The organism is Streptomyces wedmorensis, from assembly GCF_000716445.1.
GTDB classification, from domain to species: Bacteria; Actinomycetota; Actinomycetes; order Streptomycetales; family Streptomycetaceae; genus Streptomyces; species Streptomyces wedmorensis.
The window spans coordinates 68,357-92,941 of record NZ_JNWK01000010.1 but is presented as its reverse complement, the minus strand read 5'-3'; the positions used below and the strand labels follow the sequence as shown (position 1 = coordinate 92,941).

At 72.1% G+C, this 24,585-nt stretch carries 15 protein-coding genes; 11 read left to right on the top strand and 4 right to left on the bottom strand.

Going from position 1 to position 24,585, the window contains the following annotated elements:
• Positions 1–375 precede the first annotated feature (375 nt).
• On the top strand, positions 376–1,452 hold the full coding sequence (locus tag OO54_RS10985; protein WP_157856460.1) for a hypothetical protein: 1,077 nt from the start codon (positions 376–378) through the stop codon (positions 1,450–1,452).
• 29 nt (positions 1,453–1,481) lie between these two features.
• Here OO54_RS10985 and OO54_RS10980 read toward each other — a convergent pair whose 3' ends face one another.
• Complete coding sequence (locus tag OO54_RS10980) at positions 1,482–2,795, bottom strand: ROK family transcriptional regulator (RefSeq protein ID WP_033202673.1); 1,314 nt, start codon at positions 2,793–2,795, stop codon at positions 1,482–1,484.
• A gap of 183 nt (positions 2,796–2,978) precedes the next feature.
• Between OO54_RS10980 and OO54_RS10975 the strand changes: the two genes are divergently transcribed.
• The 8 genes from OO54_RS10975 (at position 2,979) to OO54_RS10940 (ending at position 17,948) form a co-directional block, all read left to right on the top strand.
• Positions 2,979–4,295 carry an ABC transporter substrate-binding protein gene (locus OO54_RS10975; protein ID WP_033202672.1) on the top strand — a complete coding sequence of 439 codons (1,317 nt, stop codon included), beginning with the start codon at positions 2,979–2,981 and terminating at the stop codon, positions 4,293–4,295.
• Between the two features lie 14 nt (positions 4,296–4,309).
• A complete protein-coding gene (locus tag OO54_RS10970; protein ID WP_017237403.1) occupies positions 4,310–5,305 on the top strand; it encodes a carbohydrate ABC transporter permease in 996 nt (331 codons plus the stop codon).
• Between the two features lie 28 nt (positions 5,306–5,333).
• Positions 5,334–6,173: a carbohydrate ABC transporter permease gene (locus tag OO54_RS10965; RefSeq protein ID WP_033202671.1), complete on the top strand. Its 840-nt coding sequence runs from the start codon at positions 5,334–5,336 to the stop codon at positions 6,171–6,173.
• A gap of 38 nt (positions 6,174–6,211) precedes the next feature.
• On the top strand, positions 6,212–7,570 hold the full coding sequence (locus OO54_RS10960; RefSeq protein ID WP_033202670.1) for a GH1 family beta-glucosidase: 1,359 nt from the start codon (positions 6,212–6,214) through the stop codon (positions 7,568–7,570).
• A 352-nt stretch (positions 7,571–7,922) separates the two neighbouring features.
• Complete coding sequence (locus OO54_RS10955) at positions 7,923–8,933, top strand: LacI family DNA-binding transcriptional regulator (RefSeq protein ID WP_017237405.1); 1,011 nt, start codon at positions 7,923–7,925, stop codon at positions 8,931–8,933.
• 307 nt (positions 8,934–9,240) lie between these two features.
• Positions 9,241–12,615, top strand: coding sequence for a CARDB domain-containing protein (locus OO54_RS10950; protein WP_033202669.1), 3,375 nt, complete (start codon positions 9,241–9,243; stop codon positions 12,613–12,615).
• Between the two features lie 38 nt (positions 12,616–12,653).
• Complete coding sequence (locus OO54_RS10945; RefSeq protein WP_051786854.1) at positions 12,654–16,934, top strand: discoidin domain-containing protein; 4,281 nt, start codon at positions 12,654–12,656, stop codon at positions 16,932–16,934.
• Positions 16,935–17,180: 246 nt separating this feature from the next.
• The gene (locus OO54_RS10940) at positions 17,181–17,948 is read left to right on the top strand and encodes an IclR family transcriptional regulator (protein WP_234439257.1); all 768 of its coding nucleotides are present in this window, start codon (positions 17,181–17,183) and stop codon (positions 17,946–17,948) included.
• A 33-nt stretch (positions 17,949–17,981) separates the two neighbouring features.
• Here the strand turns inward: OO54_RS10940 and OO54_RS10935 are convergent, their stop codons facing one another.
• Positions 17,982–18,560 (bottom strand): GNAT family N-acetyltransferase, encoded by a 579-nt coding sequence (locus OO54_RS10935; protein ID WP_033202667.1) that lies wholly within the window; start codon positions 18,558–18,560, stop codon positions 17,982–17,984.
• A gap of 167 nt (positions 18,561–18,727) precedes the next feature.
• On the opposite strand from OO54_RS10935, the gene OO54_RS10930 reads away from it, so the two are divergent.
• Positions 18,728–20,770 carry a DUF11 domain-containing protein gene (locus OO54_RS10930; protein WP_033202666.1) on the top strand — a complete coding sequence of 681 codons (2,043 nt, stop codon included), beginning with the start codon at positions 18,728–18,730 and terminating at the stop codon, positions 20,768–20,770.
• A gap of 58 nt (positions 20,771–20,828) precedes the next feature.
• Here the strand turns inward: OO54_RS10930 and sigJ are convergent, their stop codons facing one another.
• On the bottom strand, positions 20,829–21,791 hold the full coding sequence (gene sigJ / locus OO54_RS10925) for an RNA polymerase sigma factor SigJ (protein WP_033202665.1): 963 nt from the start codon (positions 21,789–21,791) through the stop codon (positions 20,829–20,831).
• A gap of 167 nt (positions 21,792–21,958) precedes the next feature.
• Between sigJ and OO54_RS10920 the strand changes: the two genes are divergently transcribed.
• The gene (locus OO54_RS10920) at positions 21,959–22,363 is read left to right on the top strand and encodes a hypothetical protein (RefSeq protein WP_033202664.1); all 405 of its coding nucleotides are present in this window, start codon (positions 21,959–21,961) and stop codon (positions 22,361–22,363) included.
• A gap of 83 nt (positions 22,364–22,446) precedes the next feature.
• On the opposite strand, the gene OO54_RS10915 is transcribed toward OO54_RS10920, so the two are convergent.
• Positions 22,447–24,558: a HelD family protein gene (locus tag OO54_RS10915; RefSeq protein WP_033202663.1), complete on the bottom strand. Its 2,112-nt coding sequence runs from the start codon at positions 24,556–24,558 to the stop codon at positions 22,447–22,449.
• Positions 24,559–24,585: the final 27 nt, after the last annotated feature.

The window sequence follows — 24,585 nt, the reverse complement described above, 5'->3', positions numbered from 1 at the left end:
TTACCGCCACATCATCACACCAGGTTCGGTGGCCACGGAACGGGATCCCGTCGCCGCGCTCCCGGCATCGGACGCCCGGTCCGCGGCCCGCCGAGCGGCCGACGCGGCCGAACAACTCCAGTGCGTATTCGACGCGTTCCCTGATCTGAAGGTCCTCGCGGTGTACGTGGAAGGCGAGTTGATCGGCGTCGCGACCCGCGCGATGTACCCATCGGCGCCGGTCGACTCCGGTGGCCGTGGCGAGTCCGGGAGCCCTGGTGCGGGCGGCGACGTCGACCTGTCCGAGCGGCGGTTCGGTTCCCGAGGCGACGGTGATCGATCGGCGATGCCCGGGGCATCCCGCCACTACACCGCCTTCACCTACCACTGCTCCGCTTGCCCCGCCTCCTCCGGGCCCGTCTACAGCCCGTCGCCCACCCCGCCGCCGTGCCCGCGATGCACCGGACCGACGGAGGCGGAGCTCCGGTGAAGGTGTCGTCGCTGCTCGGCCCTGCCGGGGGAGTGCTGGGCAGCCGCTTCCTCCTGGTCTCCTACCTGCCGACCCTGAGCTGTGGGTTCTTCCTGCTGGTGCTGGCGTGGGCCGGTGCACCGCGGGCGGGCGCCCCGGACTTCGGCCGCGCCTGGGACACCATCGCCCAACTGGGAGTGGGGGAACTGCTGTTGCTGTGGCTCGCCCTCACCCTCGTGGCGATCGTGGCCCACCCGTTCCAGCTGCGTCTGGTCCGTGTCCTGGAGGGCGACTGGCCGGCGATACTCGCCCGGATCCGGGTCCGTGCCGTCCGCCGCCAGGAGTCCCGGCGGCAGGAAGCGGAGCGCCGGACGGCCTCGCTCTCCCCTTCCCCGGCGGAGATGAACCGGGCGGGCGCCGCCTGGACCGAACTCACCACGCGCTTCCCTCCCAACGAGTTGCCCGCGGCGCCGACCGCCCTCGGCAACACCCTGGCGGCCATGGAGTCCTACGCCGGGTCGACACACCGGCTCGACGTGGTGGTCGCCTGGCCCCGGCTCTACCCCCTCGTCGACGGCGGGGCCAAGGAGTCGGTGGACACGTACCGCGACGCCATGGACGCGGCTTCCCGACTCGCCGTGACCGCGAGCCTCACCGCGGTGGCGGCGGCCGCGCTTCTGTGGCACTCCGGATGGTGGCTGCTGCTCGCCGCGGCCCCCGCCTTCCTGGCAAGGCTCAGCTACCGGGCGGCGGTTCACTCCGCCGCCGCGTACGGCGCGGCCGTCGACGCCGCGATCGACACCTACCGATTCGCCCTGTACGACAAGCTCTGCCTCGCGCGCCCGGCGACGCCCGGAGCCGAACGCGATCTCAACGCGCTCCTGTGCACCCACTGGCGTCAGCGGGTTCCGTTGCCCGCCGACCTCCCGTACACCCACTCCCCGGCGGCCTCCGAGCCGACGCCGGAATCGGCGTCGCGGACGGACCCGGCGCAGAACGCCTGACCGTTCGTCGCGGGCACGTCCCGCGTCGGTCACCCGTGCGCGGCCCGTTCCCGGAGGGTCTCCTGCCAGGCCGGTGCCGCCTCCTCGACGTCCGGTGGTGCGAGGCGGCCGCCGCGGGCGAAGAAGTCGGCGAGGGGGAGGATGGCCGCGCCGACGGTGACGGCGTCGGGGCCGAGCGTGCCGAGGCCGATGTGCACGCGGGAGGCGGGGAAGGCGAGCGCGTATTCGTTCGCGTAGCCCTTGACCGTCTCCAGGAAGCGGGTGCCGAGCTGGAGGCCGGCCCAGCCGCCGACGAGGATGCGTTCGGGCTGGAAGAGGTTGACGAGGTCGGCGAAGCCGGCGCCGAGGTACTCGGCGGTCTCCTCCAGGACGGCGAGCGCGGTGGCGTCGGGGGCCGTGCCGGGATCGGCGGGGTACGCGGCGGCGAGCATCGAGGTCAGGGCCGTCTCCTCGTCCGCGCCGGCCGGAGGCTGTCCGCCCGCCTCGCGCCACCGTTCGAGCAGGGCCTCCGCGCCCGCGTACGCCTCCAGGCAGCCGCGGGCGCCGCAGCGGCAGCGCCGGCCCCTGACCCGTACCGTCAGGTGTCCCCACTCCACCGCCCGGCCGGGGCGCAGGTCGTCCGAGACGACCGAGGCGCCGACGCCCGAGCCGAAGAGGACGACGACGGCGTTGCGGACGCCCCGGCCCGCGCCGAACCACATCTCGGCCTGGCCGAGGGTCTTGGCGCCGTTGTCGATGACGTACGGCACCGACGCGGGCAGGGGTACGGCGGCGCGCAGCAGCCGCTCGAACGGGACGGCGTCCCAGCCGATCGTCTGGCCGTGCACGACGGCCTGGCCGCCGGGGTCGCGGACGACGATGCCGGGGACGCCGACGCCGACGCCGAGCAGGCGCTCGGGGTCGACGCCGGCCTGCCGGACGACCTCCTCGACGCCGTCGCGGACGTGGCCGACCACGACGCCGACCTCGTAGCGGTCGACCCGGCGGGGGCCCTCGGGGTCCAGTGGGCGTTCCACGCGGGCGAGTTCGGTGAGCGCCATGTCGAACAGCTCGACGCGGACGCGGGTCTCGCCGACGTCCACGCCGATCATGTACGCGCTGGCCCGGCGGATGCGGAGGAGCGTCCGCGGGCGCCCGCCGGCCGAGTCGACGCTGCCGGCCTCCTCCACCAGGCCGTCCGCGACGAGTTCGGCGACCACGTTGCTGACCGAACCCGAGCTCAGTCCGGTCGCGGGGCCCAGCGAGAAGCGGCTCATCGGCCCGTCGAAATACAACCGTTGCAGTACCGCGGTGCGGTTCTCCCGCCGCAGGTCACGCACGGTCCGGCCGCTGCGTACGCTCACCGAGCACCCTCTTCCCTTGGATCGGATTCGCAACATACCCCTGGCGGACCTCTTGACGCCACCTTCGCTTGAGGTTTAACTCACATCCTAAATTAAGTCGGGAGAGGGTTTCGGAGGTTGAACGCGGGACGTCGCGCTCCCTCCTCCCCGACTTCCACGACCCCACGAAAGGCCCCTGGGATCATGCGCAGAATCAGAGCCGCCGCCGTCGGTGCCGTCACCCTCTCCCTCGTCCTCTCGGCGGCTGCCTGCGGAGGCGGCACCACGGACGGTGCCGGCTCCAACTCCCAGCCCAAGACCCTCACCTACTGGGCCTCCAACCAGGGCGCCAGCCTGGAGGTCGACAAGAAGGTCCTCCAGCCCGAACTCGACAAGTTCGAGAAGGAGACCGGCATCAAGGTGAAGCTGGAGGTCGTCCCCTGGTCCGACCTCCTCAACCGCATCCTCACCGCCACCACCTCCGGCCAGGGACCGGACGTCCTCAACATCGGCAACACCTGGAGCGCCTCCCTCCAGGCCAGCGGCGCCCTGCTGCCCTGGGACGCGAAGAACTTCGAGAAGATCGGCGGCAAGGACCGCTTCGTCGACTCCGCCCTCGGCTCCACCGGCGTCCAGGGCCAGGACCCGGCCGCCGTCCCGCTGTACTCCATGGCGTACGCGCTCTACTACAACAAGAAGATGTTCAAGGACGCCGGCGTGGAGAAGCCCCCGGCCACCTGGGACGAGGTGATCGCCACCGGAAAGAAGATCACCGGCGGTGGCGGCTCCGGCATCGGCGTGGAGGGCTCCAACCTCTCCAACAACATCCACCAGGTCTTCGTCCTCGGCAAGCAGCACGGCGCCGACTTCTTCACCCCCGACGGCAAGGCCGAATTCACCTCCGACGGAGCCGTCGCCGCCGTCAAGCAGTACGTCGACCTCATGGCCACCCACAGGATCGTCGCCCCGGGCAACGCCGAGTACGCCCAGAACCAGTCCCTCAGCGACTTCGCCAAGAACAAGACCGCCATGGTCCTCTGGCAGACCGCCTCCGCCACCTTCAAGGCCCAGGGCATGAACGACGACGAGTGGGGCGTCGCCCCCGCGCCCGTCCCGTCCGGCGTCCCCGGCACGGGCAAGGCCACCAACTCCATGGTCGCCGGCATCAACCTGGCCGTCTTCAAGAACACCAAGAACATCGACGGCGCCATGAAGTTCGTGAACTTCATGACCGGCGACGCGGAGCAGAAGATCCTCAACACGGCCTACGGCTCCATCCCGCCCGTGAAGAGCGCCCAGCAGGACCCGGCGTTCAGCGCCCCCGCACTCGCCGTCCTGCGCGAGACGCTCGCCACCAGCGCCGCCGCCCTCCCGCAGGTCCCCGAGGAGTCGCAGTTCGAGACCGTCGTCGGCACCGCGGTCAAGGAGCTCTTCGCCGACGCCGCCGCGGGCCGGGCCGTCACCACCGAGTCCGTCCGGGCCAAGCTCGAAAAGGCCCAGCAGCAGATGCCCAAGAAGTGAGTCCGGAAGCCACCATGACCACCACCGCCATCGAGAAGACCGGCGGACGGAGCGGACAGCGGCACACCCCCGGGACGGCGCCCCGCAAGCGCCGCCCCGGGCGGCTCCGGGCCCTCGGCCTGCCGTACCTGCTGCTCCTGCCGGCCCTGCTCCTCGAGCTCCTGGTCCACCTCGTGCCGATGGTCATCGGCATCGTGATGAGCTTCCGGGAACTCACCCAGTTCTTCATCCGCGACTGGACCAGCGCCCCCTGGGCCGGCCTGGACAACTACGCCGTCTCGGTCGACTTCGACGCCCCCGTCGGCGAGGCGCTGCTCGCCTCGTTCTTCACCACCTGCCTCTTCACGCTCTGCTCGGTCGGCCTGTGCTGGCTGCTCGGCACCGCGGCCGCGATCTTCATGCAGGAGACATTCCGGGGCCGCGGCTTCCTGCGGGCGCTCTTCCTCGTCCCGTACGCCCTGCCGGTCTACGCGGCGGTCATCACCTGGGCGTTCATGTTCCAGCGGGACAACGGCCTCGTGAACCACGTGCTGCACGACCAGCTCGGCATCGGCGACAGCCCGGCCTTCTGGCTCATCGGCGACAACGCCTTCGTCACCCTGCTCGTCGTCTCCGTCTGGAAGGGCTGGCCCTTCGCCTTCCTCATCATGATGGCCGGGCTCCAGAACATCCCCAAGGAGATCTACGAGGCCGCGGCCCTCGACGGCGCCGGCGTCTGGCAGCAGATCCGCCGCATCACCCTGCCGTCCCTCCGCCCGGTCAACCAGGTCCTGATCCTCGTGCTGTTCCTCTGGACCTTCAACGACTTCAACACCCCCTTCGTCCTCTTCGGCAAGGCGGCACCCGAATCCGCCGACCTGATCTCCCTGCACATCTACCAGTCCTCGTTCCAGACCTGGAACTTCGGCACCGGCTCGGCGATGTCCGTCCTGCTGCTGCTCTTCCTCCTGGTCGTCACGGGCGGCTACCTGCTCCTCACCACCCGGGGAAGGAAGGCGAGCGATGTCTGAGACCGCACGGAGGCGGCCGCGCTCGCCCATGGCCGCGCCCCGCTCCTTCCTCTGGAGCCGCCGGATCTTCCTCACCCTGCTCACCGGCTTCGTCCTGCTGCCGGTGTACGTGATGGTCTCCAGCTCCCTCAAGCCGCTGGAGGACGTCTCGGGGAAGTTCCAGTGGATCCCCTCCGGGCTCACCCTCCGGCCGTACTTCGACATCTGGGAGACCGTCCCGCTCGCCGACTACTTCGTGAACTCGGTCGTCGTGGCCGGGATCGCGACGGTCTGCTCCGTCACCATCGCGGTCTTCGCCGCCTACGCCGTCAGTCGCTACTCCTTCCGCGGCAAGCGCGTCTTCACGGTCACCGTCCTGTCCACGCAGATGTTCCCCGGCATCCTCTTCCTGCTGCCGCTGTTCCTCATCTACGTCAACATCGGCAACGCCACCGGCATCGCCCTCTTCGGCTCGCGGGGCGGTCTGATCCTCACGTATCTGACCTTCTCACTGCCGTTTTCGGTCTGGATGCTCATCGGCTACTTCGACGCCGTCCCGCGCGACCTCGACGAGGCCGCCAAGGTCGACGGCTGCGGCCCCCTCGGAGCGCTCTTCCGCGTCATCGTCCCCGCCGCCGTCCCCGGCATCGTCGCCGTCGCCGTCTACGCCTTCATGACCGCCTGGGGCGAGGTCCTCTTCGCCTCCGTCATGACCAACGACACCACCCGCACCCTCGCCGTCGGCCTCCAGGGCTACGCCACCCAGAACGACGTGTACTGGAACCAGGTGATGGCCGCCTCCCTCGTGGTCAGCGTCCCCGTCGTCGCCGGCTTCCTCCTCCTCCAGCGCTACCTCGTCACCGGCCTCACCGCCGGCGCGGTCAAGTGACGCCCACCACCGGCGCCACCGCCCCCGAAAGGACTCCCGTGTCTGAACCGCTCGACCTCGCCGCCTTCCCGCCCTCCTTCGCCTGGGGCACGGCCACGTCCGCGTACCAGATCGAGGGCGCCGTCGCCGAGGACGGCCGCGGCCCCTCCATCTGGGACACCTTCTCCCACACCCCCGGCGCCGTCGACAACGGCGACCACGGCGACACCGCCTGCGACCACTACCACCGGTGGCCCGAGGACGTCGCCCTGATGAAGGAGCTCGGCACGGACGCCTACCGGCTGTCCGTCGCCTGGCCCCGTGTCGTCCCCGGCGGCGACGGACCCGTCAACGCGGCCGGACTCGACTTCTACGACCGGCTCGTCGACGGACTCCTCGACGCCGGCATCACGCCCTCCGTCACCCTCTACCACTGGGACCTGCCGCAGGCCCTCCAGGACCGCGGCGGCTGGACCGTCCGCGAGACGGCCGAACACCTCGCCGCCTACGCCACCGTCGTCGCCGAACGCCTCGGCGACCGCGTCACCCAGTGGGCCACCCTCAACGAGCCCCTCTGCTCGGGCTGGATCGGCCACCTCGAAGGACGCATGGCCCCGGGCCTCACCGACCTCACGGCCGCCGTCCGCGCCTCGTACCACCTCCTGCTCGCCCACGGCCTCACCGCACAGGCGGTCCGCGCGGCCGCCCCCGGCGCGCGCATAGGCCTGGTCACCAACCACTCGACCGTCACGCCCGCCTCCAGCCGGCCCGAGGACATCGCCGCGGCGACCCGCATGGACGGCCACACCAACCGCTGGTGGCTCGACCCCGTGTACGGCCGCGGCTTCCCCGCCGACATGCGGGAGCTGTACGGGGTCGAACTCCCCGAACGGCCGGGGGACCTGGAGACCATCGCCGCCCCGCTCGACTGGCACGGCCTCAACTACTACTTCCCGGCCACCGTCGCCGACGACCCCGCCGGCCCCGTCCCGTACGCCACCGAGGTGCGGCTGCCCGACGTGCCCCGCACCGGCATGGACTGGCAGATCGACGCGGGCGGCCTGGAGGCGTTCCTGCTGCGGCTCACCGAGGACTACGGCGTGCGCAAGCTGTACGTCACCGAGAACGGCTCGGCGTTCCCCGACACGGTCGGCCCCGACGGCCTGGTCCACGACCCGGACCGCACCCGCTACCTGGAGCAGCACCTCGCCGCCTGCGCCTCCGCCCTGCGCAAGGGCGCCCCGCTCGCCGGCTACTACGCCTGGTCCCTGCTCGACAACTTCGAGTGGGCCTACGGCTACGACAAGCGCTTCGGCCTCGTCCACGTCGACTACGCCACGCAGCGGCGCACGGTGAAGACGAGCGGGCGGCGGTACGCCGACATCGTCCGGGCCCACCGGGAGGCGACCTCCGGCTGACCGGCGGCGTCCGTCCGACCACCTGAGAGCCGCCCCCGGCACCGCCGGGGGCGGCCTTCGGCATGCCCGCGGCCCGGCGGTCGCCGACCGGCGGAACGACGCGTGCGCGCCGGCGTTCTCCGGCGCCTGGGAGGCGCGTGCGTACCGGCTTCTCCGGCGCCTGGGAGGCGCGTGCGTACCGGCTTCTCCGGCGCACGGGAGGCGCGTGCGTACCGGCTTCTCCGGCGCCTGGGAGGCGCGTGCGTACCGGCTTCTCCGGCGCCTGGGAGACGCGTGCACGACGGCCGGTGGCGCGCGGTTGGTTGCGGGGTACCTGCAACTCGCTTGCGTGACTTGCGCTAGTCTTGCGTTCATGACGCGACGACTTGCTCAAGTGGCGAAGAAGGTGGGGGTCAGCGAGGCGACGGTCAGCCGTGTCCTCAATGGCAAGCCCGGGGTCTCCGAAGCGACACGGCAGTCCGTGCTCACCGCCCTGGACGTGCTCGGATACGAGCGGCCCACGCAGCTGCGCGGCGAGCGCGCCCGGCTCGTCGGGCTGGTCCTTCCGGAGCTCCAGAACCCGATCTTCCCGGCGTTCGCCGAGGTCATCGGAGGCGCGCTGGCGCAGCAGGGCCTGACGCCCGTCCTCTGCACGCAGACCAAGGGCGGCGTCTCCGAGGCCGACTACGTGGAGCTCCTGCTCCAGCAGCAGGTCTCCGGCGTGGTCTTCGCCGGCGGTCTCTTCGCCCAGGCCGCGGCGCCGCACGACCACTACCACCAGCTGGCGGAGCGGAACATCCCGGTCGTCCTGATCAACGCGGCGATCGAGGGGCTGAACTTCCCCTGCGTCTCCTGCGACGACGCCGTCGCCGTCGAGCAGGCCTGGCGCCACCTCGCCTCCCTCGGACACGAGCGGATCGGCCTGGTCCTCGGGCCCGGCGACCACATCCCCTCGCGCCGCAAGCTCGAAGCGGCCCGGGGCGTGGCCGCGGCCGCGGGCAGGGAGCTGACCGACGAGTTCGTCGAGCGGTCGATCTTCTCCCTCGAAGGCGGACAGGCCTCCGCCGCACGGCTCCTGGAGCGCGGGGTGACCGGCATCGTGTGCGCGAGCGACCCGCTGGCCCTCGGGGCCATCCGGGCCGCGCGCCGGCGTGGGCTCTCGGTGCCGGAGGACGTGTCGGTCGTCGGCTTCGACGACTCGGCCTTCATGAACTGCACCGAGCCCCCGCTGTCGACCGTCCGTCAGCCCATCGAGGCCATGGGCCGCGCGGTCGTCGAGCTGCTCTGCGCCCAGATCCAGGGAACCCAGACGCACCCCGGCGAGCTGCTCTTCGAGCCGGAACTCGTCGTCCGGGGGTCGACCGCGCAGCCGCCCGTCGGCTGAGCCCCGCCCCCTTCGGCAGCTCTCGCACCTCCCTTCCCCACCCGCCGGCACCGGCACCGAGGACGCCCCCGTGGCGCCCGGTGCCGGTGCTTTTTTGCGTCCGGAAGTTCCCCGACCGTTGACAAAGTCGTGACCCGGTAGAAACCTGTCACCTCGGCGACGCAAAAGATTGACTGAATTGCTCAAAAGTCAGGTAATGCGCCGCACTTCACTGTCGGAGTCATGCCGGGTTCCCGCCGAACGCCCCTGTTGCTCTCCTCTCCGCAGGTAGGGCGCGCCGCGCGGCCCGGTTCATGGAAAGGTCACCATGAGAGGCACACACCTGAGCCGGCGGCTCACGGCCGGCGCGCTGACCGCCGGTCTGCTCGCCATCGGGCTGCTCCCCGCCCCCGCGCACGCCGAGGCGGCGGCGGAACCCAACCTGGCGCTCGGCCGGTCGGTGACGGCCGGAGGCGCCCACGGCGCCTACCCCGCCCGCAACGTCACGGACGGCAGCCAACAGTCCTACTGGGAAGGGCCGGCGGGCTCGTTCCCCCAGTGGGTGCAGATCGACCTCGGCGCCGCCGTGGGCGTCGACCGGGTCACGCTGAAACTCCCCACCGGCTGGGAGGCGCGCTCCGAAGCGGTCGGCGTGCTCGGCAGCACCGACGGCAGCACCTTCACCACCCTCTCCGCCCCCAGGTCCCGCGCCTTCGACCCCTCCGCCGCCAACGCGGTGGACATCGACCTCACCTCGGCCACCACCCGGTACCTCCGGATCCAGGTCGACTCCAACACGGGGTGGAACGCGGCCCAGTTGTCCGAGGTCGAGGTCTACGGCGACGGCGGCCCCGTCGACCCGCCCGTCGAAGGGACCGACCTGGCCCGCGGCAAGCCGATCGAGGCGACCTCCACCACCCAGAACTACGTCGCCGCCCACGCCAACGACGGCAACCTCGCCACCTACTGGGAGTCGGCCGGATTCCCGGCCGACCTGACCGTACGGCTCGGCGCCGACGCCGACATCAGCGGCGTGGTCGTGAAGCTCAACCCCGACCAGGCGTGGGGGCCGCGCACCCAGTCCTTCCAGGTCCTCGGCCGCCCGCAGGGAGCCACCGGCTTCACCTCCCTGAAGGCCAGGGCCGACTACTCCTTCAGCCCGTCCTCCGGCGCCAACACCGTCGTCGTCCCGGTCACCGGCCGGTACGCGGACCTCCGGTTGGCCTTCTCCTCCAACACCGGCGCCCCCGGCGCCCAGGTCGCCGAGGTCCAGGTCCTCGGCACGGCGGCCCCCAACCCCGACCTCGTCCTCACCGACCTGACCTGGACCCCGGCCACGCCGTCGGAGGCGGACACCGTGACGGTGAACGCCACGGTCCGCAACTCCGGCAGCGCGCCCGCGGCCGCCACCTCGGTGAACGTCAGCGTCGAGGGCGCCGTGGCAGGGTCCGCCCCGGTGGCCTCCCTCCCCGCCGGAGCGTCCACGACCGTCGCGGTCGCCGTCGGACGGCGACCGATGGGGGCGTACACCGTCTCCGCCGTCGTCGACCCGACGGACACGGTCGCCGAGCAGGACAACGGCAACAACAGCCGCACCGCCGCGACGAAGCTGACCGTCACCCAGAGCCCCGGCCCCGACCTGAAGGTCACCGGCATCTCCGCCAACCCGTCGGCGCCCGCCGTCGGAGCGGCCGTCTCCTTCACCGTCGCGGTCCAGAACCGAGGCACCGCCACCGTCCCGGCCGGCACGATCACCCGCCTCTCCGCCGGCACCACCACGCTCCAGGGCACCACCCCGGCCATCGCCCCGGGAGACAGCGCCACCGTCGCCGTCACCGGAACCTGGACGGCCACCAGCGGCGGCGTCACCCTCACCGCCACGGCCGACGCCACCGGCACGGTCGCCGAGACCGACGAGAACAACAACGTCTTCTCGCGCTCGCTCGTCGTCGGACGCGGCGCCGCCGTGCCGTACACGGAGTACGAGGCGGAGGACGCCCGCTACCAGGGCACGCTCCTCACCGCCGACCAGAAGCGGACCTTCGGGCACACGAACTTCGCCACCGAGTCCTCCGGGCGGCGCTCGGTCCGGCTCACGACCACCGGCCAGTTCGTCGAGTTCACCTCCACCAACCCCGCCAACTCGATCGTCGTCCGCAACTCGGTCCCCGACGCCCCGGCCGGCGGCGGCGCCGAGGCCACGATCAGCCTCTACGTCAACGACACCTTCCTGCGGAAGCTGACCCTGTCCTCCAAGCACAGCTGGCTCTACGGCACCACCGACAGCCCCGAGGGCCTGACCAACACCCCGCAGGGCGACGCGCGACGGCTCTTCGACGAGTCCCACGCCCTCCTCACGCAGACCTACCCGGTGGGCACGAGGTTCCGGCTCCAGCGCGACGCCGGTGACACGGCCGCCTTCTACGTCCTCGACCTCGTCGACCTGGAGCAGGTGGCGCCGGCCGCCGCCCAGCCGTCCGGATGCGTCTCCATCACCGCGTACGGAGCCGTCCCCAACGACGGCATCGACGACACCGACGCCATCCAGCGGGCCGTCACCGCCGACCAGAAGGGCGAGATCGGCTGCGTGTGGATCCCCGCCGGCCAGTGGCGCCAGGAGCAGAAGATCCTCACCGACGACCCGCTGAACCGCGGCGAGTTCAACCAGGTCGGAATCCGTGACGTGACCATCCGCGGCGCCGGCATGTGGCACTCCCAGCTCTACACCACCACCCCGCCCCACCAGGCCGGCGGCATCAACCACCCGCACGAGGGCAACTTCGGCTTCGACATCGACCACAACACCCAGATCTCGGACCTCGCCATCTTCGGCTCCGGCACCATCCGCGGCGGCGACGGCAACGCCGAGGGCGGCGTCGGTCTCAACGGCCGGTTCGGCAAGGGCACGAAGATCAGCAACGTGTGGATCGAGCACGCGAACGTCGGCGTGTGGGCAGGCCGCGACTACTCCAACATCCCCGAGCTGTGGGGACCCGGCGACGGCCTGGAGTTCACCGGCATGCGCATCCGCAACACGTACGCCGACGGCATCAACTTCGCCAACGGCACCCGCAACTCGACCGTCTACAACTCGTCGTTCCGCAACACCGGTGACGACGCGCTGGCCGTCTGGTCGAGCAAGTACGTCAAGGACACGTCGGTGGACGTCGGCCACGACAACCACTTCCGCAACAACACCATCCAGCTGCCCTGGCGTGCCAACGGCATCGCCGTGTACGGCGGTTACGGCAACACCATCGAGAACAACATCATCTCCGACACCATGAACTACCCGGGGATCATGCTGGCGACCGACCACGATCCGCTGCCCTTCACCGGGCAGACCCTCATCGCCAACAACGCCCTGCACCGCACCGGCGGAGCGTTCTGGAACGAGGACCAGGAGTTCGGCGCCATCACGCTCTTCGCGCAGGGCCAGGACATCCCCGGCGTCACCATCCGCGACACCGACATCCTCGACTCGACCTACGACGGCATCCAGTTCAAGACCGGCGGCGGATCGATGCCCGGCGTGCGCGTCACGAACGTCCGCATCGACGGATCCGCCAACGGCTCCGGAATCCTCGCGATGAGCGGCGCCCGGGGCAGCGCGACGCTCACCGACGTCACCATCACGAACTCGGCCGAGGGGGACGTCCTGGTCGAGCCCGGCTCGCAGTTCGTCGTCAACCGGGCCGGTTGACCTCCGTGCACACCATCCGAGAGCGAGGACAGACGACCATGCGTACATGGAGATCACGGGGCCTGAGCGCCGCGATCGCGACCAGCCTCCTGGCACTGGGCGGCCCCCTCACGGCCGCCACGGCGGCGGGCGGCCCCAACATCGCCCTGGGCGACGCCACCGCGGCGGCCGGCGCCCACGCCGAGTACGGCGCCGCGAACATCACCGACGGGAACCAGGGCACCTACTGGCAGAGCGCGGGCAGCACCCTGCCCCAGTGGGTCCAGGTCGACCTCGGCGCCACGACCCGGGTGGACGAGGTGGTCCTGAAGCTCCCCGCGGGCTGGGAGAGCCGCAACCAGACGCTGTCCGTCCAGGGCAGCGCCGACGGCACGAGCTTCACCACCCTCAAGAGCTCCGCCACCTACGCCTTCGCCCCGGGCGCGGCCAACACGGTCACGGTCGCCTTCCCCGCTGCCCAGACCCGGTTCGTGCGGGTCGACATCACCGCCAACACCGGCTGGCAGGCCGCCCAGCTGTCGGAGCTGGAGGTCCACGCCGCCGACGGCTCCTCGGGCAACCTGGCGAGCGGCCGCACCCTCACGGCGAGCAGCCACACCGAGGTCTACACGGCGGCCAACGCCAACGACGGCAACCGGGGCACCTACTGGGAGAGCGCCAACAACGCCCTGCCCCAGTGGCTCCAGGCCGACCTCGGCTCCGCCGTACGGGTCGACCGCGTCGTCCTGCGGCTGCCCGAGACCTGGGGCGCCCGCAGCCAGACCCTGAAGATCCAGGGCAGCACCGACGGCACCGCGTTCACCGACCTCACCGCCTCGCGGTCCCACGCCTTCGACGCCTCCAACGGCCGCTCGGCGACGGTCACCTTCGATGCCACCACCACCCGGTTCCTGCGGGTCCTGGTGACCGCGAACAGCGTGCAGCCCGCCGCCCAGATATCCGAACTGGAGGTGTACGGCCCGGCCACCGGCGACACCCAGGCCCCCTCCGCGCCCACCGGCCTGGCCTACACCGAACCCGCCACCGGCCGGATCCGGCTCACCTGGACCGCGGCCACCGACGACACCGCCGTCACCGGCTACGACGTCTACGCCAACGGATCCCTCCTCACGAGCGTCGCCGGCGACGTGACCACGTTCACCGACAACCGGCCGGCGAACCAGACGGTGTCCTACCACGTCCGCGCCAGGGACGCGGCCGGCAACCAGTCCGGCGACAGCAACACCGTGACCCGCACCGCCGACACCGGCGACACGCAGGCACCGACGGCACCCGCGAACCTCGCCTTCACCGAGCCCGCCGGCGGCCAGGTGAAGCTGACCTGGACCGCGGCCACCGACGACACCGCCGTCACCGGCTACGACGTCTACGCCAACGGGACCCTGCGCACCACCGTCGCGGGCGGCGTCACCACCTACACCGACACCCAGCCCGCCTCCGCGACCGTCACCTACCGCGTCCGGGCCAGGGACGCGGCCGGCAACCAGTCCGTCGACAGCAACGCCGTCACCCGCAACGGCAGCGGCGGCACCGGCTCCGACCTCGCCGTGGCCAAGCCGATCAGCGCCTCCTCCACCGTCCACACGTTCGTCGCCGAGAACGCCAACGACAACAACACGGCGACGTACTGGGAAGGCGCCGGCGGCAGCTACCCCCAGACCCTGACCGTGAAGCTCGGCGCCAACGCCGATCTCGACCGGATCGTGCTCCGGCTCAACCCGGACACCGCCTGGGCGACCCGCTCGCAGACCATCGAGGTCCTCGGCCGCGAACAGAACGCCACCGCCTTCACGACCCTGGCAGCGGCGAAGAGCCACACCTTCGACCCGGCGAGCGGCAACACCGTCACCGTCCCGGTCTCCGGGCGCGTCGCCGACGTCCGGCTCACGTTCACCGCGAACACCGGCGCACCGGCCGGCCAGCTCGCCGACTTCCAGGTCATCGGCGTCCCGGCACCCAACCCCGACCTGGAGGTCACCGGCCTCACCGTGTCGCCCGCCGCCCCGGTGGAGTCCGACCCGATCACCGTGTCGGCCACCGTCCGCAACAGCGGCCCCGCCGCCGCACCGGCCAGCACCGTCGCCCTGCGCCTCGGCGGCACCAAGGTCGCCACCGCACAGGTCGGCGCCCTGGCCGCCGGCGCGCAGACCACCGTCAGCGCCTCCATCGGCGCCCGCGAGGCCGGCACCTACCAGCTGAGCGCCGTCGCCGACGAGGCGAACGCCGTCATCGAGCAGAACGAGTCCAACAACACCCACACCAGCCCCACCGCCCTCGTAGTCAAGCCCGTAGGCGGATCCGACCTGGTCACCGCCTCGGTGACGACCACACCGTCGAGCCCGGCCGCGGGAGACACCGTCACGTTCAAGGCGACCGTGCGGAACCAGGGCACCGAGGCGAGCGCCTCGGGCGGCCACGGCGTCACCCTCAGCCTCCTCGACTCCCGGGGCGGCACGGTCAAGACCCTCACAGGAACCCACGGCGGCGCCCTCGCCCCCGGCGCCACGGCCGAGGTGACCCTCGGCCCGTGGACCGCGGCCGACGGCTCGTACACCGTGCGGACCGTCCTCGCCGACGACGCCAACGAGCCGCCGGTCAAGCGGACCAACAACACCTCCACCCAGCCGCTGTTCGTCGGACGCGGGGCGCACATGCCCTACGACATGTACGAGGCGGAGGACGGCACGGCCGGCGGCGGAGCCACCGTCGTCGGACCCAACCGGACCGTCGGCGACATCGCGGGCGAGGCGTCCGGCCGCAAGGCCGTCAACCTGGACGCGACGGGCGAGTACGTCGAGTTCACCACCCGCGCCGCGACCAACACCCTGGTGACCCGCTTCTCCATCCCGGACGCCCCGGGCGGCGGCGGAATCGACTCCACCATCGACGTCTACGTCGACGGAGTCTTCAGGAAGGCGCTCCCGCTGACCTCCAAGTACGCCTGGCTGTACGGCAACGAGACCGCGCCCGGCAACTCCCCGGGCGCCGGCGCCCCGCGCCACATCTACGACGAGGCGCACCTCCTCCTCGGCGAGACGGTCCCGGCCGGCTCGAGGATCCGGCTCCAGAAGGACGCGGCCAACACCTCCACGTACGCGATCGACTTCGTGAACCTGGAGCAGGTCGCGCCGGCCGCGAACCCCGATCCGGCCACGTACACCGTGCCGGCCGGGACCACGCACCAGGACGTGCAGAACGCGCTCGACAAGGTCCGCATGGACACCACCGGCACCCTCGTCGGCGTCTACCTGCCGCCGGGCGACTACCAGACGTCGAGCAAGTTCCAGGTCTACGGCAAGGCGGTCAAGGTCGTCGGCGCCGGACCGTGGTACACCCGGTTCCACGCGCCCTCGACCCAGGACAACACCGACGTCGGCTTCCGCGCCGAGGCCGCCGCGAAGGGCTCCCTCTTCAAGGGCTTCGCCTACTTCGGCAACTACACCTCGCGGATCGACGGCCCGGGCAAGGTGTTCGACTTCGCCAACGTGTCGGACATCGTCATCGACGACGTCTGGAACGAGCACATGGTGTGCCTCTACTGGGGCGCCAACACCGACCGGATGACCATCAAGAACTCCCGGATCCGCAACCTGTTCGCCGACGGCGTCAACATGACCAACGGTTCCACGGACAACCTCGTCACCAACAACGACGCCCGCGCGACGGGCGACGACAGCTTCGCGCTGTTCTCGGCGGTCGACGCCGGCGGCGCCGACATGAAGAACAACGTCTACGAGAACCTCACCACCACCCTGACCTGGCGGGCGGCCGGAGTGGCCGTCTACGGCGGCTACGCCAACACCTTCCGCAACATCCACATCGCCGACACCCTCGTCTACTCCGGGATCACCATCTCGTCCCTCGACTTCGGCTACCCGATGAACGGCTTCGGAACGGATCCCACCACCTTCGAGAACATCTCGATCGTCCGCGCCGGCGGCCACTTCTGGGGCTCGCAGACCTTCCCCGGCATCTGGGTCTTCTCCGCCTCGAAGGTCTTCCAGGGCATCAGGGTCAACCACGTCGACATCGTCGACCCCACCTACAGCGGGGTGATGTTCCAGACGAACTACGTCGGCGGCCGGCCCCAGTTCCCCATCAAGGACACGGTCTTCACCGACGTCTCGATCACCGGCGCGCGCAAGAGCGGCGACGCGTACGACGCCAAGTCCGGCTTCGGCCTCTGGGCCAACGAGATGCCGGAGTCCGGCCAGGGCCCGGCCGTCGGCGAAGTGACGTTCAACGGCCTCGAACTGAACGGCAACGCCGTCGACGTGCGCAACACCACATCCACCTTCCGGATCGACATCAACCCGTAGTCCCGGGCGGCCTCCAGGCCGCTCCCGACCCGCGACCGGCGCGGGCCCCGACCGGGGGCCCGCGCCGCTCACATGGAACAGACCTGGTCAGAGCGGGTGTCAGCATGGTGGGCTATGCAGGGGAAGACCACGCGAAGGACGTACGTATCCGGGGGAACGCACGACCGGGCCGCCCCACGCAGTACCGGACCACGAGACGACAGGCCCCTCACGACGACGAGGGGCCTCCCCAGGGGGAACCCCGCCATGACGCCACCCACCACAGCAGGCCCCACGCTCATCGGATCCGTCCGACGAGCCATGCGCCTGCTCGCAGCCGTCGCCGAAGACCCCTCGCGCTCCACCGCCAAGCACCTCGCCCGGCGCACAGACATCCCGATCGGCACCACCTACCACCTGCTCCGCACCCTCACCCACGACGGCTATCTGCACCGCGACGGCGGCCGCTACCTCATCAGCGCCGCCACGGCCCGCCTCGGCGGAGCCGTACCCGAACAGACCGACGCCCGCGATCTCCAGGCGTGGCTGGACTCCCTGCGCGACCAGACCGGAGCCGCCATCTACTACGCCCGGTACGACGAGGGCGAGGTCAAGCTGGTCGGACAGTCCTCCGGCCCCGGCATACCGGCCGTCGAGGAGTGGGCGGACTTCCGGCGCACCGCCCACGCGCACGCGATCGGCCAGTGCCTGCTCTCCCAGCTCGACCCCGAAGCCCGACGCGACCACCTGGCCCGCCACCCCGCCGAACAACTCACCCCGTACACGGTCCCCGACGCCGACGCGCTGCTGCACAAACTCTCCCGGCTCCGCAGGGGACACGCGGTCCAGGAACGCGAGGAGTACGCCCCCGGCACCGTCTGCGCCGCCGTCCCCCTCTCGGCCGGCGCCGTCCCGGCCACCCTGGCCCTGTCCCTGCCGATGGCGCGCGCCCACCTCCTCGACCCGCTCTCCCACCACCTACGCCACCAGCTGGAGACCGCCTTCACGAGCCACGCCCTCGGCGTGCGCCTGTGACCCGGCGGCGCCGGTAGCCGTCACACCGGGCCGTCAGCGCTCCCCGCGGAAGTCCAGCATGCAGAAGACCTTGTCGTAGCGGCGCTCGCCGACGGCGACGAAGTCGGGCAGGCGGCCGTACTCCCGGAACCCCAGCGACCGGTAGAGGCGCAGGGCGTCGGCGTTGTCGCCGCGGGCGTCGAGGGTCAGGACCTCGATGCCGGCCCGCTCCGCGTCGGCGACCAGGGCGGCGGTGAGGGCCCGGCCGATCCCGCGACCGTGCGCGGCGGCGTCCACCGCCAGCTTCTCCAGATCGGCGTGCGGACGGTGGGTCGGTCGCGCGTAGCGGAGCCAGTACCCCAGCCCGACCAGACGGCCGTCGGCGTACGCGGCACGCAGGGCACCGTCGCCCGCGCGGGCCGCGACGACGACGTCGTCGAGGAGCCGCTCCACCTCGTCGGCCGCCGGGGGTTCGACCCAGCCGAGCGCGGCGCCCCCGCTGACCAGGTCCGCCAGGATCCGATGGGCCTCCTCGGCGAACCGGGCGCGGAGGCCGGGGCCGGACGTCACCTCGTCGGCGTCGAGGATCAGGGGCGCTGGACGCGTCGCGTCGCCGGTCGTGGCTTCTCGCATGACGGGCAGTATCCCCCCACCCGGAGGGCGCCGCGCGCGCTCCCTCACGGGAGTGGTTCCCCGGGGCCAGTGGGCGCAGTGCGGCGCGGTCTGCGGGGGAGCGGCGGAGTACCGGGACGAAGCTGTGCGCTGCCCGTACACCAGCGAAGACGGAGGTTCCCGCTCCCATGACCCAAGCACACCTCAGGCCGCCGGGCCGGCGCCGCAGAGCCGGCGGGAGGGCCGGGGCGCTCGCCGCGTGCGGACTGGCGCTCGCCCTCGCCGCGCCCGGCACCGCACTGGCCGCGCCCGGTGACCTGGACCCGACGTTCGGAACCGGCGGCCGGGTCACGACGCCCCTCCCGGGGTACGCCGAAGGCCATGACATCGCGCGGCAGGGCGACGGGAAGCTCGTCATGGTCGGCCTGAGCAGCGAGGCGGGCTTCGCGCTCGCCCGCTACCTGCCGGGCGGCGGCCTCGACACCACCTTCGGCGGCGACGGCACGGTCACCAGCGACTTCGGCGGCGGAGCCCACACGGCCAACGCGGTGGCGATCCAGCCGTCGGACGGCAAGATCGTCGTCGCGGGCACCACCGAGGTGATCGCGGAAGAGGGCGGCGGCTGCTGCTTCTTCTCCGTGGCCCGGTACAACACCGACGGCACCCCGGACACCGGCTTCGGCGACGGCGGCCTGGTACGGATCGAGGAGTTCGGCGGCTCGGCGGACGGCACGGACATCGCCGTACAGCCCGACGGCGCGATCATCGCCGCCGGCAAGAGCGGCGGCGGTGGCTTCACCCTGGTCCGACTCACCGACGAGGGCGAACTCGACCCGAGCCTGGGCGGCGACGGCACGGTGGTCGCCGGCTTCACCCCCACCTCGCCCCAGGACGCCGGCGGCATCGCCCGCTCCCTGGCGCTCCAGCCCGACGGGAAGATCCTCCTCACCGGCTACGTCGGCGACACGGCCTTCGACATCGGCGTGGCCCGCTACCTGCCGGGCGGCACCCTCGACACGACCTTCAGCGGCGACGGCATGGTGACGGCGGACTTCGGCGGCACCGAGTTCGGCAACGCCGTGGCGGTACAGCCGGACGGCAGGATCCTCGTCGCCGGGAGCGGCGGCGCCGGCTTCGCGCTCCTCCGGTACAACGCCAACGGCACCGCCGACACAGGCTTCGCCACCGGCGGGCGTACCTCGGTGGCCTTCCCCGGCGACGGCGGAACCGCCAACGCCATGGCACTCCAGACCAACGGCAGGATCGTCCTCGCCGGCCGGGCCGACGACCCGAACAGCGCCGAGGCGAACGACTTCGGAGTCGTCCGCTTCCACACCAACGGCACCGTCGACACCGGCTTCGGCGGCGACGGCTTCGTGGTCACCGGCTTCAACGACTTCGACGAGGCCCGCGCGGTACTCGTCCAGCCCGACGGCAAGATCGTCGCGGCCGGCCACGGAGCGGGCTTCGCCTTCGCGCTCGCCCGCTACCTGGGCGGTGACGGCACCACGCCCCCGGCGCCGAGCGCGGACCTCGTGGTGACGCAGGCCCCCACGGTCCCCGTCAGCATCGGCGACCGGGTCACCTACACGGTGACCGTCGCCAACTCCACGGCCTCCACCGCCACCGCGACCGGCGTCACCCTCTCCGACACGCTCTCCGGCGCCGGCGTCACCCTCACCTCGGCCACCTCGCCGCAGGGCACCTGCACGACCACGGCGACGACGGCCTCCTGCGCCCTCGGCTCCCTCGCCCCGGGCACGAGCGCGACGGTCACGGTGACGGCCGAGCCCCGCTCCACCGGCACGATCACGCACACGGCCACCGCCACGGGGAGCCCGCAGGACCCCGTGGGCTCCAACAACACGGCCGTCGCGACCACTTCGGTCAACAACGCCCGCGGCTGCACCGTCATCGGCACCAGCGGCGTCGACACCCTGACCGGCGGTTACGCCAACGACGTGATCTGCGCCCTCGGCGGCAACGACACCGTCCGCTCCGGCTACGGCAACGACACGGTCCACGGCGGCTACGGCAACGACGACATCGACGGCGGCTTCGGCGACGACACCCTGAACGGCGGCCCGGGCAACGACACCCTGACCGGCTACTACGGCAACGACCGCCTCACCACCACCGACGGCGTGCCGGCCAACGACACCGCCAACGGCGGCTTCGGCACCGACACCTGCACCACCGACGCGGGCGACACCCGCATCAGCTGCCCCTGACCCCGCCCCGCTCACGGGAGCCGTCGCCGTCCCCCACGGCGACGGCTCCCGTCACGTCCTACCCGGTCGCCTCCGTGCCGTCCTCGATCCACGGGCGGAGCTTCTCCGGGTTGCGGACCGCCCAGATGCGCGTCACCCGGCCGCCGTCGAAGTCGAACGCGGCGACCGTCACCGTCGTGCCGGCGTGCTGCGCGACCAGGCCGGGCCTGCCGTTGACCGTGCGTTCGAGGAGTGTCAGCCCGGGGGCCTTGTCGGCGATGTGGATCAGGTACTGGGCGATGAGGTCGCCGCCCTCGACCGGACGGAGGACGGTCCCGACCAGGCCCCCGCCGTCGGCGGTCATCGAGGCGGCGGGGTCGAGGAGGCCGACGAGGGCCTTGATGTCCTTCGCCTCCCAGGCCTCCTTGAAATCCCGTACCAGCGCGGCCTGTCCGGCAGCCGGGGCCGCCGAGGCCCTGGCGTCGCGGATCCGCCGACGGGCCGAGGCCGCCAGCTGCCGGCAGGCCGCGGGTGTCCGGCCGACGATCCCGGCGACCTCGGGGAACGGGTAGCGGAAGACGTCGTGCAGCACGAACGCGACGCGCTCCGCCGGGGTCATCGACTCCAGGACGACCAGGAAGGCCATGTGCACCGACTCGTCCAGGGTGACCCGGTCGGCGGGGTCGGCAGGCTCCGCCCCGCCGTTCCCGCTCCGCCCGCTGAACCACTCGGTACGGTCGGGCAGCGGCTCGGGCAGCCACGCGCCGACATAGCGCTCGCGCCGGGCGCGCGCCGAGCCGAGCACGTCCAGGCAGATGCGGCCGGCCACCGTGGTCAGCCAGGCGCCCGGCGACTCGACCGCCTCCTGCTGCCGCCGCGTCATCGCGTACCAGCGGGTGTACGTCTCCTGGACGGCGTCCTCGGCCTCGGCCAGTGAACCGAGCAGCCGGTAGGCGAGGTTGGTCAGATGGCGCCGCTCGCCGAGGATCTCGCTCAGCACCGGATCGCGCCGGTCGTGCGTCTGCTCCACTGGGGTGCCCATGGTCGCGACCGCTCCCTCGTTCTTCTCGTCCGTTCCCGCTCCCGGTATGTCACATGATCATCGCACCGGACGTGACCGGTGTCCCACTCACACTTCGCGCGCCTGCGTCGTCGAACCGTCGAGAACGCGACGATCCACCGCCGCGAGGCAGAAGAGAGGACCGCACGATGGCCACCGACACGACGGCTGCATCGCGCACCCACACGTTCCTGCGGGTCTCGATCGCCCTGCAGACCCTGACCCTGTTCCTCCAGGCGGTCTCCGCTGGCCTGCTGCTGTCCACCTCGTACGGCGAGCTGCTCCACGCGGTCGGCGCCCGCGTGATGTACGGCGCGTCGATGCTCTACGTGCTCGCCGCGATCCTCGCGTGGCGGCCCGGCGGCGGGTCGCTCCGCCCCATCCCGCACGCCTCGGTCTTCCTCGTGCTCGCCTCGGGCCAGGTGGTGTCGGGCATCGCGCACATGCCCTCGTTCCATGTCCCCCTGGGCGTCCTCATGTTCGGCCTCAGCGTGCTGGCGCTCGGCCGGATGACGACGACCCGCCCGGCGGGACGCGCCTCGTTCCGCGCGTAGCGACCGCCCGGCCGCCCGCGCAATGCCGAAGACCGGTGAACCCTTCTTCACGGGAGTCAACGCCAAGATCCACTACTCGCCGGTCATGCCCGGCTGACCGGCCGCGAAGCCCCTGCCGGTGCGAGGGCGGCCGGCAGGGGCTTCGCGTGGACGACGCGGAGTTCCGACACGGCCCGGGTGAGCGCCACGTAGAGCCGGTTGAGGCCCCGGGGCTCGGCCTCGACGATGTCCGCGGGCTCCACGACGATCACGTGGTCGTACTCCAGGCCCTTCGCCGCCGTCGCCGGGACCACGGTGACGCGGGCGCCGGGCACCTCAGGTCCCGCCGTCGCGACACCGGCCGTGTCCAGGGCGCCCCGCAGCGTGTCCGTGGCCGAGTCCGCGGCGATGACGCCGATGGAACCCGGACGTTCGCGCGCGGCGGCCACCGCCGCGACCACCGCCGCGGCCGTGTCGTGCGTCGCCTCGATCGTCGCGCTGCCGTCGTCGCGCAGGGAACGGGCCGGAGGCACGTCCACGTCGAGATGGCCCAGGAGCCGGTTGGCGAGCTCGGCGACGGCGCGCGGAACACGGAAGCCCGTGGTCAACGGGGTGACGACGGTACCGGGCTTGGCCAGGTGGGCGAGCAGCCCCGGCCAGTCACGGGCCGCCCACGGGGTGGTGCCCTGGGCGAGATCGCCGAGCACCGTGAGCGACGCGAAGGCCGAACGGCGGGCGATGGCGCGGCACTGCATCGGGGACAGGTCCTGCGCCTCGTCGATCACCACGTGTCCGTACCCCTCGGGGCGCTCGATCAGACCGGCGAGCTCGTCGAGCAGGACCAGATCGGCCGCCGACCAGCGCGCCGCCCTGACGGACCGCGACGGGCCGGCCCGCAGCAGCTCCCGCTGCTCGCACGCGTCCAGGACGCCCGCCGCCGCGGCCGCCAGGGCGTCCGGTCGCGTCAGCAACCCCAGGAGCACCTGCTCAGGGCGCACGGCGGGCCACACGGCGTCGAGCAGGGCGGTGACCGGCCTCGCCCGGGACGCCTTCCGCACCCACGTCCGGGTACGGGGCCCCGCGCGGCGCTCCGCCTGCATCTGCGCGGCGCGGACGACACGGGTACGGACGCGCTCGCGCCCCACCGCGTAGGCGGGTTCCTCCGCGCGCACGTCCTCGACGATCCGCTCCAGCTCGTCGACGGGCACCCGCCACCGGTACGAGCCGTCCGGGAGCACCAGCGGCTGTGCCCGGTCGGCCCGCACGTGTGCGTACAGCGCGCGGTTCAGGACCTCGGCCATGCGGACGTCGTGCTTGATAGCGGCGGCCGCCGGGCCGTCCTGCGCCCCGACCGGGTGGCGGGCGATCTCGTCGTCCAGGGTGGATTGCCGTACGTCCGTCTCGCCCAGCGCGGGCAGGACCTGGGAGATGTGGGCGAGGAAGGCGCGGTGGGGGCCGAGGATGAGCATGCCGCCCCGCTGGACGCGCTGCGGATGGGTGTAGAGGAGATACGCGGCGCGGTGCAGTCCCACCGCGGTCTTCCCCGTGCCGGGGGCGCCCTGGACGCAGAGGGAGGCGGAGAAGTCCTCCCGTACGAGGTCGTCCTGCTCGGGCTGGATGGTCGCGGCGATGTCCCTCATGGGCCCGGTGCGGGGGCGTTCGATCTCGGCCGCGACGATCCCGCTCGGCCGTACCCCGTTGCCGCCGGGGCCGGGCCCGCCCGGCCCGTCCCCGGCGAGGTGCTCGTCCTCCAGACCGGTCAGGTCGGCCGCGTCCCCGCGGCCGGCGGGCGACCAGCCGAACCGGCGCCGGACGGCGACGCCCTGCGGGTCACGGGCGGCCGCCTGGTAGAAGGCGCGTGCCACCGGTGCGCGCCAGTCGACCACCAGCGGAGGCGCCGACGGATCGCGCGCGATGCGCATGCGCCCGATGTGGTGAGTCTGCCCGGCGTGGTCGCCCGCGGTTCCGGGCGCCCGGGCGAAGTCGAGCCGCCCGAAGAACAGCGGGCCCGGGGGCAGTTCACGCAGGTCCCTGGCCTGGCCGCGCAGCCGCCGTCCCAGGACCTCGGCGTCCGCGCCGGACGCGGAGGCGTGTTCGCCGACGACCACCTGTTCCTGCGCGCCGTCGATCATCGCGGTGAGTGCCGCTCGGCAGTCGTCGTGGTGGGCGCGTTCCCGGCTGAGGGCGTCACGGAGTGCGGAATCGAGGGGTGTCATGGGTTCAACATAATGCAACCCAAGAAA